Origin of the sequence: Bradyrhizobium sp. AZCC 1721, from assembly GCF_036924715.1 — a bacterium.
In the GTDB taxonomy this organism is placed as follows: domain Bacteria; phylum Pseudomonadota; class Alphaproteobacteria; order Rhizobiales; family Xanthobacteraceae; genus Bradyrhizobium.
In genome coordinates, this window is record NZ_JAZHSB010000001.1 from 5,901,132 (window position 1) to 5,917,403 (window position 16,272).

General features: G+C 62.9%; 12 protein-coding genes. 3 read left to right on the forward strand and 9 right to left on the reverse strand.

The features are described from left to right. Positions 1-4: 4 nt before the first annotated feature. The 8 genes from fdhF to mobB form a co-directional block, all read right to left on the reverse strand. Positions 5-2,770, reverse strand: coding sequence for a formate dehydrogenase subunit alpha (gene fdhF, locus V1273_RS28205; RefSeq protein ID WP_334411585.1), 2,766 nt, complete (start codon positions 2,768-2,770; stop codon positions 5-7). Continuing rightward, entirely contained in the window at positions 2,767-4,485 is a 1,719-nt protein-coding gene (locus tag V1273_RS28210) for an NADH-ubiquinone oxidoreductase-F iron-sulfur binding region domain-containing protein (protein ID WP_334364596.1), read from the reverse strand. Before V1273_RS28210 ends, fdhF begins: the two co-directional genes overlap by 4 nt. Positions 4,486-4,793: 308 nt before the next feature. Then, positions 4,794-6,446, reverse strand: a complete 1,653-nt coding sequence (locus V1273_RS28215) for an OFA family MFS transporter (protein ID WP_334411586.1) — start codon at positions 6,444-6,446, stop codon at positions 4,794-4,796. A gap of 366 nt (positions 6,447-6,812) precedes the next feature. Beyond that, entirely contained in the window at positions 6,813-8,837 is a 2,025-nt protein-coding gene (locus V1273_RS28220; RefSeq protein WP_334411587.1) for a sensor histidine kinase, read from the reverse strand. Further along, the gene (locus tag V1273_RS28225; RefSeq protein ID WP_334411588.1) at positions 8,830-10,263 is read right to left on the reverse strand and encodes a sigma-54-dependent transcriptional regulator; all 1,434 of its coding nucleotides are present in this window, start codon (positions 10,261-10,263) and stop codon (positions 8,830-8,832) included. The genes V1273_RS28220 and V1273_RS28225 overlap by 8 nt, the downstream gene beginning before the upstream one ends. A gap of 109 nt (positions 10,264-10,372) precedes the next feature. Beyond that, positions 10,373-10,609, reverse strand: a complete 237-nt coding sequence (locus V1273_RS28230; protein WP_065744462.1) for a sulfurtransferase TusA family protein — start codon at positions 10,607-10,609, stop codon at positions 10,373-10,375. Between the two features lie 41 nt (positions 10,610-10,650). Continuing rightward, a complete protein-coding gene (locus V1273_RS28235) occupies positions 10,651-11,907 on the reverse strand; it encodes a molybdopterin molybdotransferase MoeA (RefSeq protein WP_334411589.1) in 1,257 nt (418 codons plus the stop codon). A gap of 8 nt (positions 11,908-11,915) precedes the next feature. Next, positions 11,916-12,443: a molybdopterin-guanine dinucleotide biosynthesis protein B gene (mobB, locus tag V1273_RS28240; RefSeq protein WP_334411590.1), complete on the reverse strand. Its 528-nt coding sequence runs from the start codon at positions 12,441-12,443 to the stop codon at positions 11,916-11,918. A gap of 219 nt (positions 12,444-12,662) precedes the next feature. Between mobB and fdhD the strand changes: the two genes are divergently transcribed. From fdhD to V1273_RS28255, 3 genes are all read left to right on the forward strand, one after another. Continuing rightward, positions 12,663-13,553 carry a formate dehydrogenase accessory sulfurtransferase FdhD gene (fdhD, locus tag V1273_RS28245; protein ID WP_334411591.1) on the forward strand — a complete coding sequence of 297 codons (891 nt, stop codon included), beginning with the start codon at positions 12,663-12,665 and terminating at the stop codon, positions 13,551-13,553. Further along, positions 13,498-14,163: a molybdenum cofactor guanylyltransferase MobA gene (mobA, locus tag V1273_RS28250; RefSeq protein ID WP_334411592.1), complete on the forward strand. Its 666-nt coding sequence runs from the start codon at positions 13,498-13,500 to the stop codon at positions 14,161-14,163. Before fdhD ends, mobA begins: the two co-directional genes overlap by 56 nt. Before the next feature lie 315 nt (positions 14,164-14,478). Further along, positions 14,479-15,069, forward strand: coding sequence for a hypothetical protein (locus V1273_RS28255; protein ID WP_334411593.1), 591 nt, complete (start codon positions 14,479-14,481; stop codon positions 15,067-15,069). Positions 15,070-15,131: 62 nt separating this feature from the next. On the opposite strand, the gene V1273_RS28260 is transcribed toward V1273_RS28255, so the two are convergent. Beyond that, positions 15,132-16,262 (reverse strand): FAD-dependent monooxygenase, encoded by a 1,131-nt coding sequence (locus V1273_RS28260; RefSeq protein WP_334364605.1) that lies wholly within the window; start codon positions 16,260-16,262, stop codon positions 15,132-15,134. Between the last annotated feature and the right edge of the window lie 10 nt (positions 16,263-16,272).

Here is a 16,272-nt window from a genome sequence, read left to right on the forward strand (position 1 = left end):
CCTACTACTCCGCCGCAGACTGCAGCGCCAGCTTTTCGGCGCGCACGGCGCAGAACTTGAACTCGGGGATCTTGCCGAACGGATCAAGCGCTGGGTTGGTCAGCAAGTTGGCCGCCGCTTCCGCGTAGCAGAACGGCATGAAGATCATGTTCTCCGGCACGTCGCGGTCGGAGCGCACCTTGACCTCGACGGCGCCGCGGCGGGTCATCAGGCGGATGAAATCGCCGGGCCAGACGCTGAGCTTGCGCATGTCCTTCGGCGACATGAACGCCATCGCCTCCGGCTCGATCTGGTCGAGTACGCTCGAACGGCGGGTCATCGAGCCGGTGTGCCAGTGTTCGAGCACGCGCCCGGTGGACAGCACCATCGGATATTCGGCGTCGGGGATCTCGTCCGGCGCGATCACCTTCGCCGGCACGATCTTGCCGCGGCCGCTCGCGGTCGGGAAACCCGTGGTGAAAATGATCTCGTTGCCGGGCTCGTTCGGATCGTCGACCGGATAGGTCACCGCACCCTCGCGCACCAGCCGCTCCCAGGTGATGTTCTTCAGCGACGGCATCACCTGCGTCATCTCGGTGAAGACATCAGCCGGGCCGTCGTAGTTCCACGGCAGCCCCATGCGCTTGCCGATCTCCTGGATAATCCAGAGATCCTGCCGCGCATCGCCCGGCGGACGGATCACTTCCCGCGCAAGCTGCACGCGGCGGTCGGTATTGGTGAAGGTACCGCTCTTTTCCGCAAACGCCGAGGCCGGCAGGATCACGTCGGCATGGAACGCGGTTTCGGTGACGAAGAGATCCTGCACCACCAGATGGTCGAGCATGGCGAGCGCTTCGCGTGCATGCTGCAGATCGGGGTCCGACATTGCGGGGTTTTCGCCCTCGATATACATGCCGGTGATTTCGCCGGCGTGGATCGCGTTCATGATCTCGACGACGGTGAGACCGCGAACCGGATCGAGATCCTGATGCCAGAGTTTTTCGAACGGCTCGCGCAGATCGGTGCGTCCGACCGGCTGATAATCCGGCAGGAACATCGGGATCAGGCCGGCGTCGGAAGCGCCCTGCACGTTGTTCTGGCCGCGCAGCGGATGCAGGCCGGTGCCGGGGCGGCCGACCTGGCCGGTGGTCAGCGCCAGCGCGATCAGACAGCGCGCATTGTCGGTGCCGTGGATGTGCTGGCTGATGCCCATGCCCCAGAAGATGATCGAGGCCTGCGAGCGCGCGTAAATTCGCGCCACTTCCTTCAGCGTCTCGGCCGGAATTCCGCAGATCGCTTCCATCTTCTCCGGCGGGAATTCCTTGATGCGCTCGGCGAGCTCATCAAAGCCTTCGGTATAGCCCGCAATATATTGCTGGTCGGTCAGCCCTTCGGTGATGATGGTGTGGAGCATCGCGTTCAGCATGGCGACGTCGCTGCCGGGCTTGAAGGCGAGATGCTTCCAGGCGTGGCGCGACAGCGACTGCCTGCGCGGATCCATCACGATCAGCTTGGCGCCGCGCTTGGCCGCGTTCTTCAGGTAGGTCGCCGCGACCGGATGGTTCACGGTCGGATTGGCGCCGATCACGATGATGACCTCGGCATCCATCGCCGCAGCAAACGGCGCCGACACCGCGCCAGAGTTGAGGCCTTCCATCAAGGCCGCGACCGACGAGGCGTGACAGAGCCGCGTGCAGTGGTCGACATTGTTGGAGCCGAAGCCGGTGCGCACCAGTTTCTGGAACAGATACGCCTCTTCGTTCGAACCCTTGGCCGAGCCGAAGCCGGCCAGCGCCTTGACGCCCTTCTCGTCGCGAATTTTCACGAGGCCTTTTGCGGCGATGTCCAGCGCCTCTTCCCACGAAGCTTCGCGGAAATGGGTGAACGGGTTGGCCGGATCGACCTGGTCGTTGGCGTCCTTTTTTGCATTCGGCAGGCGCACCAGCGGCTTTGTCAGCCGATGCGGGTGATGGATGTAGTCAAAACCAAAACGTCCCTTGACGCAGAGCCGGTTGTGGTTGGCCGGGCCGTCGCGGCCTTCTGCGTAGATGACCTTCTCGTCCTTGACCTGATAGGTGACCTGGCAGCCGACGCCGCAGAACGGGCAGAGCGAATCAACTTTCTTGTCAGCGTAAGTGACGCGGGTCTGGTTCTCGTCCAGCATCACCGACGGCATCAAGGCACCGGTCGGACAGGCCTGCACGCACTCGCCGCAGGCGACGCAGGTCGATTCACCCATGGGATCGTCGAAGTCGAACACGATCTTGGCGCCGGCATTGCGATAGGCCATGCCGATGACGTCGTTGACCTGGACCTCGCGGCAGGCACGCACGCACAGGCCGCATTGGATGCAGGCATCGAGATTGACGCTCATCGCGGGATGGCTGGTATCGCCCTGCCACCGCTCGGCCGCCGGGAAACGGCTCTCGGTCACCTCGACCTTTTCGGCCCAGTGCCAGAATTTCGAATCGGGATCGTGCGAGGTCTCGCGCGCGGGCTGGTCGGCGACCAGAAGCTCCATCACCATCTTCTGCGCCGCGACGGCGCGGGCGCTTTCGGTCTTCACCTTCATGCCGACGCTCGGCGTGCGCTTGCAGGACGCGGCCAGCACGCGCTCGCCCTCGATCTCGACCATGCAGGCGCGGCAATTGCCGTCAGGCCGGTAGTCCGGCTCCGGCGAATAACAGAGGTGCGGGATTTCCTTCTCGTGGCGTTTTGCCACCTGCCAGATGGTCTCGCCCGCGTTGGCCTCGACCTGTTGGCCATCGAGCTCGAACTTGATCTTGGTCATTCCGCGGCCTCTTTCGGCACGAATTCTTCCGGAAAATATTTAATCACTGACGTGAGCGGGTTCGAGGCGGCTTGTCCAAGCCCGCAGATCGAGGCGTCGCGCATCGCCTGGCTCAATTGGTCCAGCAATTCGCGGTCCCAGACCGGCCGCTGCATCAAAAGCGCCGCCTTCTGGGTTCCAACGCGGCACGGCGTGCACTGGCCGCAGCTTTCATCCTCGAAGAATTTCATCAGGTTCAACGCCGCGCCCTTCACACTGTCCTGCTCGGACAGGATGACAACAGCGGCGGAGCCGATGAAGCAGCCGTATTTTTCCAGCGTGCCGAAATCTAGCGGGATATTGTCCATCGAGGCCGGCAGGATACCGCCGGACGCGCCGCCCGGCAGGTAGGCGTGGAAGGTGTGTCCGTCAGCCATGCCGCCGCAGAACTCGTCGATCAGTTCGCGCACGGTGACGCCAGCCGGCGCCAGCTTCATGCCGGGATCCTTCACGCGGCCCGAGACCGAGTAGCTGCGCAAGCCGTGGCGGTCGTTGCGGCCATGGCTCTTCCACCAGTCGGCGCCCTTCTCGACGATGTCGCGCACCCACCACAGCGTCTCGATATTGTTGATCAGCGTCGGCAGGCCGAACAGGCCGACCTGGAACGGATAGGGCGGCTTGTGCCTGGGCAGACCACGCTTGCCCTCGATCGATTCGAGCAGTGAGGATTCCTCGCCGCAGATGTAGGCGCCCGCGCCGCGGCGCATATGCAGCGCGGGACCGCCGGGCGGCAAGTTTGCGATTTCACGCGTGAGGATTTCGCGCGACGCCGGATATTCGTCGCGCAGATAGATATAGACGTCGGTCGCCTCGACGACATGCGCGCCGATCAGCATGCCCTCGATGAAGCGATGCGGATCGGTTTCGAGATAGAAGCGGTCCTTGAACGTGCCGGGCTCGCCCTCGTCGCCGTTGATCGCCATCAGCCGCGGGCCGGGCTCACCCAGCACCGCGCGCCATTTGCGCCCGGTCGGAAAGCCCGCGCCGCCGAGCCCGCGCAGCGAAGCGTCGTCGAGCGCCTTCAGCAGGTCTTCTTTCGTCATCGCGCCGGAGCGCAGGCGATTGAGCAGCTTGTAGCCGCCGCCTGCGACATAGGCGTCATAGTCGGTATATTCGGGTAGATGTGCGTGGGTGTCGCCGGCCTTGGCGGCGGCGAGCACATTCGTAACCGTGGCATGATCGACAAAGTGATGGCCGACTTCGGCGGCGGGCGCGGTGTCGCAGCGGCCAACGCAAGGCGCGCGCACCACGCGGATGCCGGGGCCGGCACTGTCCTGCAGTTCGTGCAGCAGCTTTTCCGCGCCCATCATGGCGCAGGTCAGCGAATCGCAGACCCGGATGGTCAGCGGCGCGATATCGGGCGCGCCCTCCTTCACCACGTCGAAATGCGCGTAGAAGGTCGCGGTCTCGAACACTTCGGCAAACGACAGCTTCATCTCGTCGGCAAGCGCCGCCAGATGCGCCGCCGAGATCTGGTGATACTTGTCCTGGATCAGGTGCAGATGCTCGATCAGCAGGTCGCGCCGCCGCGGCCGGTCGCCGAGCAGGAGCTCAATCTCGTGCGCCGCGATAGGGTCGACCTGGCGGCCCTTCGGCGTCGCCTTGGCCCGCTTCCGTCCCGCGCCCGGATGATCGAACGAGCGGACTTTTTGTAGGTCGTGTACGTCGTGATCCATCGAAACGTCTCGTTCCTGCCAGTCTGCCAGCCAACTCTAGTTCAGTGGCATGCCAGATGCCAAGAGATTTATCAGATATTTAGGGCAACACAGGCCGCGAGCTTTCGATCCTGTCCGCGCCCGGAACAACCACGTTTGCTTTGCCTGATCACTGGATGAGAACGCGAATTTGGTCGGGAGATCAATAAAGCCGTCTCATGCTGCGATTGCGAATGCGCATTGATCTGGATTTCCGATTACCCGATTTGAATTCGACATCGCGCCTGAAACGCCGTCGCGGAACGCTCGCCCCGCGACGGCCAGAAGAGTCAGAGGATCTTGACGGCGCTTTCCAGCGTCTTCCACACGCCCCAGGCCAGGGGGATGCCGACGAACGCCCAGAACAGCGCAGCCTTGGCGTCGAGCCCACCGAACCCGATGCCGTAGGATCCTGACGGCCCCGAGCTACCCGCGCTCGCCGTCGCCGCCTGCAGCTTGGCAACCTCGGCGTCGCTCATGTGCCACTTCGCGTCGACCGGCTTGATCAGGTAGTTGCAGATCAGGCCCGCGATCAGCATCGCGCACAGGATGTACATCGTCGTGTTGTAGAGCTGGTCGCGCGGCACGCCGGCGGCAAGCTGGAACTCGCGGATGTAATTCACGACTACGGGACCGATGATGCCCGCGGTCGACCACGCCGTCAGCAGACGGCCATGGATGGCGCCGACGAACTGTGTGCCGAACATATCGGCGAGATAGGCCGGCACGGTGGCGAAGCCACCGCCATACATCGACAGGATGATGCCGAAGCCGAGCACGAACAGAAGTTTTGAGCCCATCGCCGCAAATGTCGGCGCCAGCGCATAGAGCACGATGCCCAGGATGAAGAACGTATAATAGGTGTTCTTGCGGCCCATCTTGTCCGACAGCGAGGCCCAGAAGAACCGGCCGCCGATGTTGAACAGCGAGAGCAGCCCGGCAAAGCCGGCCGCAATCCCCGCAATGGTCGCCTTCTGCGTGGCGTCAAGCTGGTTGAAGCCGACGTCGGGCAATCCGATCAGCTTGCCGGCGAAGATTTCCTGCAGCATCGGCGAAGCCATGCCGATCACGCCGATGCCGGCGGAGACGTTGAGGCAGAGCACCCACCAGATCAGCCAGAACTGCGGTGTCTTGTGCGCGTCCTTCAGGTGGACGTGGTTCTGCGATATCATCGCATTGGCTTTCGCCGGCGGCGTCCAACCCTCGGGCCGCCAGCCCGCCGGCGGAATGCGATAGCGGAAGGCGCCGATTATCATGAACACGAAATAGATCGCGCCCATCGCGATGAAAGTTTCCCAGGCGCCGACCGAGGTCGGCGACTTGAAATAATTCATCAACAGGTTCGCCAGCGGCGCGCCGATCATGGCGCCGCCGCCAAAGCCCATGATGGCCATGCCGGTCGCCATGCCGCGGCGGTCCGGAAACCATTTCACCAGCGTCGACACCGGCGAGATGTAGCCGAGGCCGAGTCCGATGCCGCCGATGACGCCGCTTCCTAGCCACAACAGCCACAGTTGATGGGTGATGATGCCGATCGCGCCGAGCACGAGACCACCGCACCAGCACAGCGCCGACACAAAACCCGCCTTGCGCGGTCCGACGCGCTCCAGCCAACCGCCCCAGATCGCGGCCGAGACGCCGAGCAACACGAAGAACAGTGTGTACATCCAGCCCATGCTGGCGACTTTCCAGTCGCAGGTGGTGGTGAACAATTCCTGCACCAGCGTCATGTCGGGGCAGGCCTTCGGCGCGGTCACGCCGATCGCGCGCGACAGCGGCAGCCAGAATACGCTGAAGCCATAGGCCATGCCGATGCACAGGTGAATGCAGAGTGCGGCCGGCGGCACCAACCAGCGATTGAAGCCGGCGGTCGCAATCATTCGCTCCTTGTCGAGAATCCCGAGCGCACCCGATGGTGCGAGCGTGGCATCGGCTGTCGTCATAGGCATATTCTCCAGGTTCGCTGCCTTACCGGGCACGATTGTTGAGAGGTTGGGGTATTGGATGGGGGGCCACGCAGCGCCGACCGTATGCGCGGACGTGCGATGTCCACGCGACAGATCGGAGTTCAAGTCGAGGCAAAATCGTTTTGAAGTGCGGCGTGGGCACGTCAAGAAGACGGCAAGCGCGCGCAGTCGCCCAGCTTGCGACCGAATATCCGATCATCGCGCCCTCCCCACTCCAACCCTTGAGTGAGAAGTCAGCAATCCGCGTGCCAAATCGCACGATGCAGAAAATCAATCACTTAACCAAATGCCTGCCGATGTATCGGACAAAATGTCCTGATAGCCGCTGGACAAAATGTCCGGTCAGCTCGCTTCCGGCAGCCACACCCGGAATGTACTCCCGGAGCCGATCCGGCTTTCCACCGTGATCTGGCCACGCTGGCGCTTCACCAGCGTCTGACTGATGGAAAGGCCAAGGCCCGTCCCCTCCCTGCGTTTCGTGGTGAAGAAGGGATCGAAGACCTTGTCCAGGACGTCAGCGCTCATGCCGATGCCGGTGTCGGCCACGTCGATTGAGATGCCCGGGTTGCCGTCGCGATCGGCGTCGAACGAGCGCAGCGTCAACGTGCCGCCGTCCGGCATGGCGTGGATCGCGTTGACGATGAGGTTGATCACGACCTGCTGCAGTTCGGTGCGGTTCATCAGGACCAGTCGGCTCGACCGATCTTCCCGCGCAACCCTGATTTCGGTCTTGTTCAGGAGATGCTGCACCAGCGGCAGGCAGTCCGCCACAACGCTTCCGGGCGCATGACGCTCGACATAGCCGGCATACTCTTCCGGCCGCGCAAACTGCAAGAGCTTGGTGACGATCTGGCTGATGCGATGGATCTGTTCATCGACAAGCCGAAACTCGACCTTGGCTTTCTCGGTGTCAGCGCCGATCACGCTGCGGATGACATCGAGATTGCCCTGCATCACCGCGATCGGGTTGTTGATCTCATGCGCAACGCCCGCGGTGATCTCGCCGATGGCAGCGAGCTTCTCGGACATGATGAGCTGCTTGGTGGTCGCCTCCAGCTTCAGATTGGCAAGTTCGAGGTCCCGGGTGCGCTCGCGCACGCGCGTGTTCAACTCCTCGTTCCACTCGCGCAACTGACGATCGCGCTCCTGAATCTGGTCCAGCAAGTTATCGAGATGAACCGCCACGCGGCCGATCTCGTCACCCGATGCCGGCAGTTTGGTGCGGGCAGAGAGGTTACCGCTCTCGACTTCACCGATCGTCGCCGTGACGCGTTCGAGCGGCATGAAGATCGATTGCGCCCAGCGCAGGAAGATCGGCACGCTTGCCGCCGTGATCGCGATGAACGCGAGCGCAATGATGAGAATCGTCTCAAGCTTTGCGTCGTTGAACGGCTTCTGCAGAAATCCGACATAAAGCATGCCGACGCGCTTGCCGTAGGTGTCGACGAGCGGCTCGTAGGCCGAGATGTACCAGTCGTTAACGACGAAGGCGCTGTCCAGCCAGGTGCGCCCCTCTCCCATCACCGCAGAGCGCACCGCCGCCGACACCCGCGTTCCCAGCGCCCGCCGTCCCTCAAACAGGCGGACATTGGTCGAAATCCGCACGTCGTCCAGGAACAGCGTCGCCGTTCCCTGGCTGCCCTCGGGCAGGCTGGCCGCCCGATAGACGAGGTCGTTGATCGTATCGATGAATTCTAAATTCTGGTTCAGCAGAATCCCGCCAACCAGCGCGGCTGGCCCTCCTCCGGGCGCCGTGGCGCGGCTGGCCGCATGCACCACCATGCCATGGGTTTCCGTGCTGCGATCGGTCGGCACCGCGTTTGGCGTCGGCACCAGGTCGAGACGCGCGCGCTGGGCAAGCGCCGGCGAAATCGCCGCAAGCTCGTCGTTGGTGAAGATATCGATCCCCGTCGACGGAGATTCGCCTGACAATGCCGACGTAATGATCGGCCAATCGGCCCTTGGCGCTCCCTCAAGCGCAGGTGACGAGGCGATGATTTTTCCACCGGCATCCATCAAATAGAGGAAGTCGAGACCCATCTCCTTGCGGGACTGTTCGAGCAAAGTCTCCTCAGCGGAGATCGTTTCCCGCTCTTCGACCTCCCGAAAGCGGAACGAAAGGCTCAGGCCGCGGATCTGAACGCCGGTCTTTTCCAGAATGCGGGCCAGGTATTGGTGGGCGATGGTGAGGTCGCCGTTCACCTTGGAGATCAGCGTAGCGTCAAACCGCGTATTCCAGCGATAGATGGCGACCCCAAGCAGAAGCGGCAGGATTACCAGCATCGGCAGCAGCGCAATCGCGAGCAGCCGGAAGCGGACGGATCGCCCGCGCACCGGCCCCTCGATGCGGCGTGCCCGGTCAGCCATTCCATAACGCGAGTTTGCGGTCGATGGTCTTGCGCGAGATGCCGAGCCGCCGCGCCGCTTCCTCGCGGTTGCCGCCGGTTTCCTTCAGCACCGAAAGAATATGCCGGCGCTCCAGGTCCGCGAGACTGTCGGCGGTGGTGACCTGCCCGTCGTTCCGTGGGCCTGCGAAATCGTCCGGGAACGCGCCGAGGATCAAGGTGCGCTCGATCAAATTGCGCAGCTCGCGCACATTGCCCGGCCAGTCGTAACTCGCGAGCGCGGCACGCACTGCGCTATCGATTGGAACCGGCGGCATACCGAGTTGGATCGAAAGCTTGTTCATGAAGATGGTAGCGAGCTCCTGCACGTCGTCGCCACGGTCCTTCAATAGCGGCAGATGAATCTGCATGACGTTCAGGCGGTAATAGAGATCGGCGCGAAAGCGGCCCTTCTCCACTTGCTTTTGGAGATCGGCATTGGTCGCAAAGATGAAACGAAGATCGACCGGCACTTCACGCTCGGAGCCGACGGGGCGGACGCGGCGGTCCTCGAGAACACGCAGCAGCTTGCTCTGCATCGGCAACGGCAGTTCACCGATTTCATCGAGGAATAGCGTGCCGCCATGCGCATAGAGGAACAGGCCCTCGCGGCTGCTATCCGCGCCCGTAAAGGCACCCTTGATGTGACCGAACAGCTCAGCCTCGATCATCTCGGGCGGAATGGCAGCGCAATTGACGGGCACGAAGGGCTTGTCGGCACGATCGGAGAGGGAGTGAATCGAGCGCGCCGCGACTTCCTTGCCGGTGCCGGATTCCCCGGTGAGCAGGATCGATGTCGGTAGGCGGGCGACGCGGGCAATGGTTTCGCGCACGCTGCGGGCCGCGGGCGACTCCCCGATCAGATTGTCGCGCAGGAAGGTGCGATCGGATGAAGCGCGCAGCGCATAACGCAAAACGTAGTTCTCGCGCTGCAGCCGGACCCGGTCGAGGCAGCGTGCAACCGCATTGAGGATTTGGTTAGAGCGGAACGGTTTCAGCACGAAGTCGACTGCGCCGGCGCGCAGCGCCTGGATCGCTGTATCGAGATCGGCAAAGGCTGTAATCAGGATGGCATCGGCGAAGAAGCCGACGGCCCGCTGCTCCGCCAGCCAGTCGACGCCGTTCTTGCCCGGCATGATGTTATCGAGAATGACGACGTCGAACCGGCTCTTGTCGAGCTTGCGCGAGGCTTCGTCGGTGTCGGCGGCCTCTTCCACGTGCTTGCAATGCGGCCCCAGCGTGCGCACCAGAAAATTGCGCATGCCGGGCTCGTCATCGACGATCAGGATCGAGGCCTGCGCCAGCGCGCTGAATTCGGGACCGCCGGCCGGCTTGCCTGGTTTGGCCGCCGGTTCATTGACCGTTGCCGGGGATATCGCCGCGCTCGCCTTCGATGTCGGGAAGTTCATGCCGAGATTTGTAGGACCGATTGTCGCACCCGGCAATCGGACGCTGTCGTGAACTCGTCTAAATCAACGCGCGGGCGCTTACCCGCGGGATCGCTCAAGCATTCGGCTTTTATATCGTCCCATTTGCTTTTTCTATCAGAAACACGATGCGGCTTGGGCTGCGCTCGGTGATTTCGACCTTGTCGCCGGTCTCCCGAATGAGGTTCGGAATGTCGATCACCGACAGCGGATCGGTGCAAAGCACTTCCAGCCTGTCGCCGGGCGGCAGCGTCTTCAGCGCCTTGCGTGTCTTCAACGCCGGCAGCGGACATTTCAGGCCAGCGAGATCGAGTTTTGTCGTCGTCATGCGCCGACCATGGCGAAGGGGGCCCGCATCGTCAACGGACATCAGTTGATCAGGCTTGCATAGGATAGGAACCCGACGGTCTGGCCGGGCGACACCTGCGTGATGTCCTCACCGAGTTCGACGAGGCCATCGGTGTCCGCCAGCGACGACAAGAGCCCTGCGCCTTCGCGCGGAAATTTTACCGCTTCGAGCGCGCCATCGGCACCCTTGCGCAAGCTGACGCGGACATATTCGCGGCGCGAGATCTTCTTCTTGTAGCTGAAGGCGGCGCGAACCGGCATCGGCCGAAGTGGCTCCGGCCGGGCACCGGACAGCGCCAGAATGGTCGGCCGCACCACGTGGACGAAAGTGACAAAGCTCGCCACCGGATTGCCCGGCAATCCGATGAAGGGCGTGCCGCCGATGATGCCCATTGCGACGGGGCGTCCCGGCTTGATTGCCATCCGCCACAGCACCAGCCTGCCCACGCTTTCGACGCTCGCCTTGACGTGGTCCTCCTCGCCGGTCGAAACGCCGCCCGTCGTGAGGATCAAATCATGACCGCCGGCGACCTCCTGCAGCGCGCGGGACAGCGAGGCGCGATCATCCCTGATAATACCGAGATCGCTGACCTCGCAGCCGAGCCGCGACAACATCGCCATCAGCATGAAACGGTTGGAATCGAACAGTTGCACCGCGGCGCGCGCCTCGCCCGGCGAGGCCAGTTCGTTGCCGGTGGAAAACACGGCGACGCGAATGCGCCTTGTGACATCGAGTTGTGTCAGGCCAAAGGCTGCGGCAAGCGCAACGTCCTGCGGCCGCAGCCGCTGCCCGGCCTGCAGCGCCGCAAAACCTGAAGCGATGTCTTCGCCTGCGGGGCGTACATTGGCGCCCGGCTTGAGGCCTGCGGGAAGCACGACCTTATCGCCCTCGACGCGCACGTCTTCCTGCATGAACACGGTATCTGCGCCTTCGGGCATCGGCGCACCGGTGAAGATGCGCATTGCCTGCCCCGGCTTGAGCGGCGCAGATGCGGAACTACCCGCCTGCACGCGACCGGTAACCGGAAACGTCTGCTCTTTGTGCTGCGGGAGGTCGCGGCTCGCAACCGCATAGCCGTCGACCGCGGAATTGGTGAAGGGCGGCAGCGGCAGCGGCGCCAGTATCTCGTGCGCCAGAATGCGGCCATCGGCGCGGGCGAGCGTAACCGTCTCGATATCCACAACCGGCGTCACACGCGTGGCAATGAGACCGACGGCCTCATCGACCGACATCATCGGACCGCCGAAGGCAAAGCAATCGTCGGACAATTGCGCCATGTGCCTGATCAGCCCTCAGCTTCGCATTTGGCCAGCACGTCTTCGAGCGATATTGCAGACTGCAACATCATCGCCGCCACCGCCTCTATGTCGTCGAGATGGGCGGTCGGCAGCGTGGTTTCAACCGCCGTATCGGTCGCGATTCCGACGATACCGGGATCGTCGGGGAACAGCAGCGGCTTTTCATTCGCGGCGCGATAGATCTCGATCTTGCGGTGCGGCTCGCGCTTGAAGCCCTCGACCACGACGAGATCGACCGGCGACATCTTGGCCAGCAATTCCGGCAATCGCGGCTCATGCGCCCCGCGCAGCTCATGCATCAAGGCCCAGCGCCGCCCCGATGACACCAGAACTTCGGCCGCGCCGGCCTCGCGATGCCGCCAGGAATCCTTGCCGGGTACGTCGACGTCGAAGGCGTGGTGGGCGTGCTTGATCACGGACACCCGCAGGCCCTGTTTTGCGAACTGCGGGATCACCCGCGTCAGCAAAGTCGTCTTGCCGGCGCCGCTCCATCCCGCGAGGCCTATCACTTTCATCTCATACTCCGACAGCGGTATTTAGTATCCCCGCCAAGCCCGGGCAAAAGCGCGAAGCGCGTCTTCACCCTGGAAGTCCCGGGCATCCACGTCTTGACGCTATCGCAGCAAGAAAGGCGTGGATGGCCGGGACAAGCCCGGACATGACGGCTAGACCGTGACTTGTTAACTCCGGTCCTTATATCAGCCCGGAGACAAAGTCATGCTAACCTGCGTCCTATGATGAAGATGGAAAAAGCCCCGGCCCCCCTGATCGTGCCGAACCCCGAGGATCCGCGGCTGACCGAGCGCGTCGCCGGGACCGATCAGACGGGCGCGGCGGTCGAAATCCGGGTGCCGGTGGAGCGGCCGCTGACGCTGTACCTGAACGCGCAGGAGATCGTCACCATGATGACGATCGGCGACTATCCGGAATATCTGGCGCTCGGCTATCTCCTGAACCAGAACATGCTGAAATATGACGACGTCGTCACCGAGGTCGAGTATGACGACGACCTTCAGGTCGTGGTGGTGCGCACCGAGCATCACACCAATTTCGAAGCCAAGCTGAAGAAACGCACGCAGACGTCCGGCTGTGCACAGGGCACCGCGTTCGGCGACCTGCTTGAAGCGGTGGAAAGCGTGGCGCTGCCGAAGGCGGAGCTGCGCACCTCGTGGCTCTACCATATGACGCGCACGATCAACACCATGCCCTCGCTTTATCTGGAGGCCGGCGCGATCCATGGTTGCGTGCTGTGCAAGGAAGGCACACCCGTCTGCTATACCGAGGACGTCGGCCGTCATAACGCGGTCGACAAGATTGCCGGCTGGATCTATAGGCACGGCGTCGATCCCGCCGACAAGATCCTTTACACCACGGGCCGGCTCACCTCGGAGATGGTGATCAAGACGGTGCGGATGGGCATTCCCATCCTGGTCTCGCGCTCCGGCTTCACCGCATGGGGCGTCGAACTGGCGCGGCAGGTCGGGCTGACGCTGGTTGGCCGCACGCGCGGCAAGCGCTTCATTGCGCTATCAGGACAGGAGCGGATCGTGTTCGACCAGGACCTCGACTATGTCGAGGAAGAATCCGCGCGACACAAGCGCAAGGGCGAAGAGCGTGACGAGTAAAATTCCTGGCGTTCTGCTCGCCGGCGGATTGGCGCGGCGGATGGGTGGCGGCGACAAGCCGATGCGCACGATCGCCGGCCGCACCATCCTCGACCGCGTGATCGCGCGCCTTGCGCCGCAATGCGACGGCCTCATCCTCAACGCCAATGGTGACCCAGCGCGTTTCGCAGCGTTCGGCCTTCCCGTCATTGCCGACAGCGTCGCCGATTTTCCTGGCCCGCTCGCCGGCATTCTGGCAGCACTCGACTGGGCTGCGGCCAACCGGCCCGATGTAGAATTTGTTCTCAGCGCCGCCGCAGACTGTCCATTCCTGCCGCGCGATCTGGTCTCCAGGCTATATGACGCGGTGGAAGCGGAGAATGCCGAGTTGGCCGTTGCCGCCTCCGATGGCCAGTCGCATCCGGTGATCGGATTATGGAGCATCGGCTTGCGCGAACAACTTCGCCACGCGCTGGTCGTCGAGGACATCAGGAAGATCGACCGCTGGACCGCGCGCTACAGGCTCGCCACAGTGACATGGCCAGTCGCGCCGCTCGATCCGTTCTTCAATGCCAACACCATGGAAGACATCGCGGAAGCAGAACGGCTGGCGGCGCTGGATGGCGGTTAGGCTTCGTGTCCCGGACGCAGCGCAGCATTACACGTTGCGCCGCGTCCGGAACAATCTACGCGCCAGCAGCGCTGTCCCGCCCTTCGCGAAGACGACCGAGAAAAGACTCCCACCAAGCTACCTGGACATTGACGAAATTGGTCGTGATTTCAGATTCAGATTAAATGCGATTTAATGTACTTGCCGATAAAGTTGCCGCGGCGGATTCAACGCGAGGCCGTGGCAATGTTCGGACGCAGGACGACTTTCGGCACCAAGCAACCAAGCCTTTCCGAATTTAAGGAGACGATGCGTCCGACACCGGACGCAGATGGTGTGACCCGCGTTTTCCCCAAGGAACTCTGGGACGATCCAAAGATCGGCAGGTTTCTGCAGGAAGTCGGCTTTGCTCCGGATGATGCGCGCAACATCCTGCCCACGGCACAGGACTATATCGCTCTCTTCGCCGCGGCCAAGAAGCGGCTGGATGAGCGCACCGAGGCTTTCAACCGTGAAATGACCACGCGCTACGGCTATTGCCGCGCCGCGCCATTCCTGGTCATCGACCACACAATCTGGGACGGCGAGCATGGTGCGTTTCTATATGCCCAGATGAATCTCATCGGATACGATGACTGGAACGTATTGATGTTGGCGGCGGACGTACGCACCAAGGAGCTCTGTGACATCGCAGGCCATCCCGGCACGGTGCCCGCGGTTACGGAGGTCATGACCAAGCGCGTGATCGAATGGAAGCAGCGCCATGATCTCGCGCTCGAAGCGTTCGGAGTTACCGCGAAGGGTGGCCAAGGTATCACGCGAGAGCAATACGAGGCCGAGCAGGACGCGCTGCGCAGGGAGATCACGGACAACGTCGGATGGATGAAGCCACGGATAATAAGCGAGCTGTTGCGGGTTCAGGGCTAGAGCATGATCCGGAAAAGTGGGAGCCGGTTTTCCGAAAAGATCATGCGCAAATCAAAGAGAAACTACGCCGCCAGCGGCACGGTCCAGGCGTCGTAGCAGTACACCCAGTCGGTATCGGTCCTGCCGCTGAGCCAGGTATTCGCGCGCGACGTAGCCTGAATGCGCGTGGTTCGCTCCTTGCGCGTCGCCTCGAAGCGGCGGAATGCGTGGGCGACGCCTTCCCTCTCGACGCCCTCGAGGCAACGCGACAGCACGGCGGCGTCCTCGATCGCCATCGCTGCGCCCTGCGCCATGTAGGGCGTCATCGGATGGCAGGCATCGCCAAGCAACGTCACATTGCGATCCGCCCAATGCTCCTGCGAATTGCGATCGACGATCGCCCATTTGTGCACGTCGGGGCACGCGGCCAGCACCAGCTCGACCTGGCGGTGGAAGCCGGCGAACGCCTTGCGCAATTCCCTGACATCGCCTTTCGCCGACCAGGATTCGATCCGGAAATCCGGCTCCGGCTGACTGGTGACGAGGTAGATCTCGCTGCGGTCCGGCTTGACGTAATAGATGACGATGTGGCGGTCCTCGCCCCACCATTTGGTGCAGTCGTCGATCGTCTCGCCGCCGAGCAGCGCGGCGGGATACGTGGTGCGGTAGGCGATCCGCCCGGTGAAGTTCACCGGTGACGTGCCGAACAGGATATCTCTCACGACCGAGTGGACGCCGTCGGCCCCGATCACGGCATCGGCTGTAACGCTTGCGCCATTGGCAAAGGTGAGCCGAACGCCCTCGCCGGTTTCCTCCAGCCCGACCAGTTTGTGGTTGAGCCTGATGCAGGCATTGGGGACGGCGCTGGCGAGCGCCGCATGAAGGTCGCCGCGATGCGCCAGAAGATAGGGCGCACCGAATTTCTGCTCGGCGCTCTCGCCGAAGATCATGTCGAACTTGATGTCGCCGGTGCGCCAGTCGCGGTTATTCCAGGAACGCGGATAGAAGGATTGCGCGCGCAGCCTCGCCTCCAGCCCCAGGGCGCGCAACACCTTCATCGCATTGCAGCCAATCTGGATGCCGGCCCCGATCCGCGCGAACTGCGTGGCCTGTTCATAGACGGTGACATCGATGCCGACCCGCCCTAGCGCCGCGGCGGTTGCGAGCCCGCCCATGCCGGCGCCGACGATCGCAATCGATAGCGGTCTTGCCATTCCCATCCCT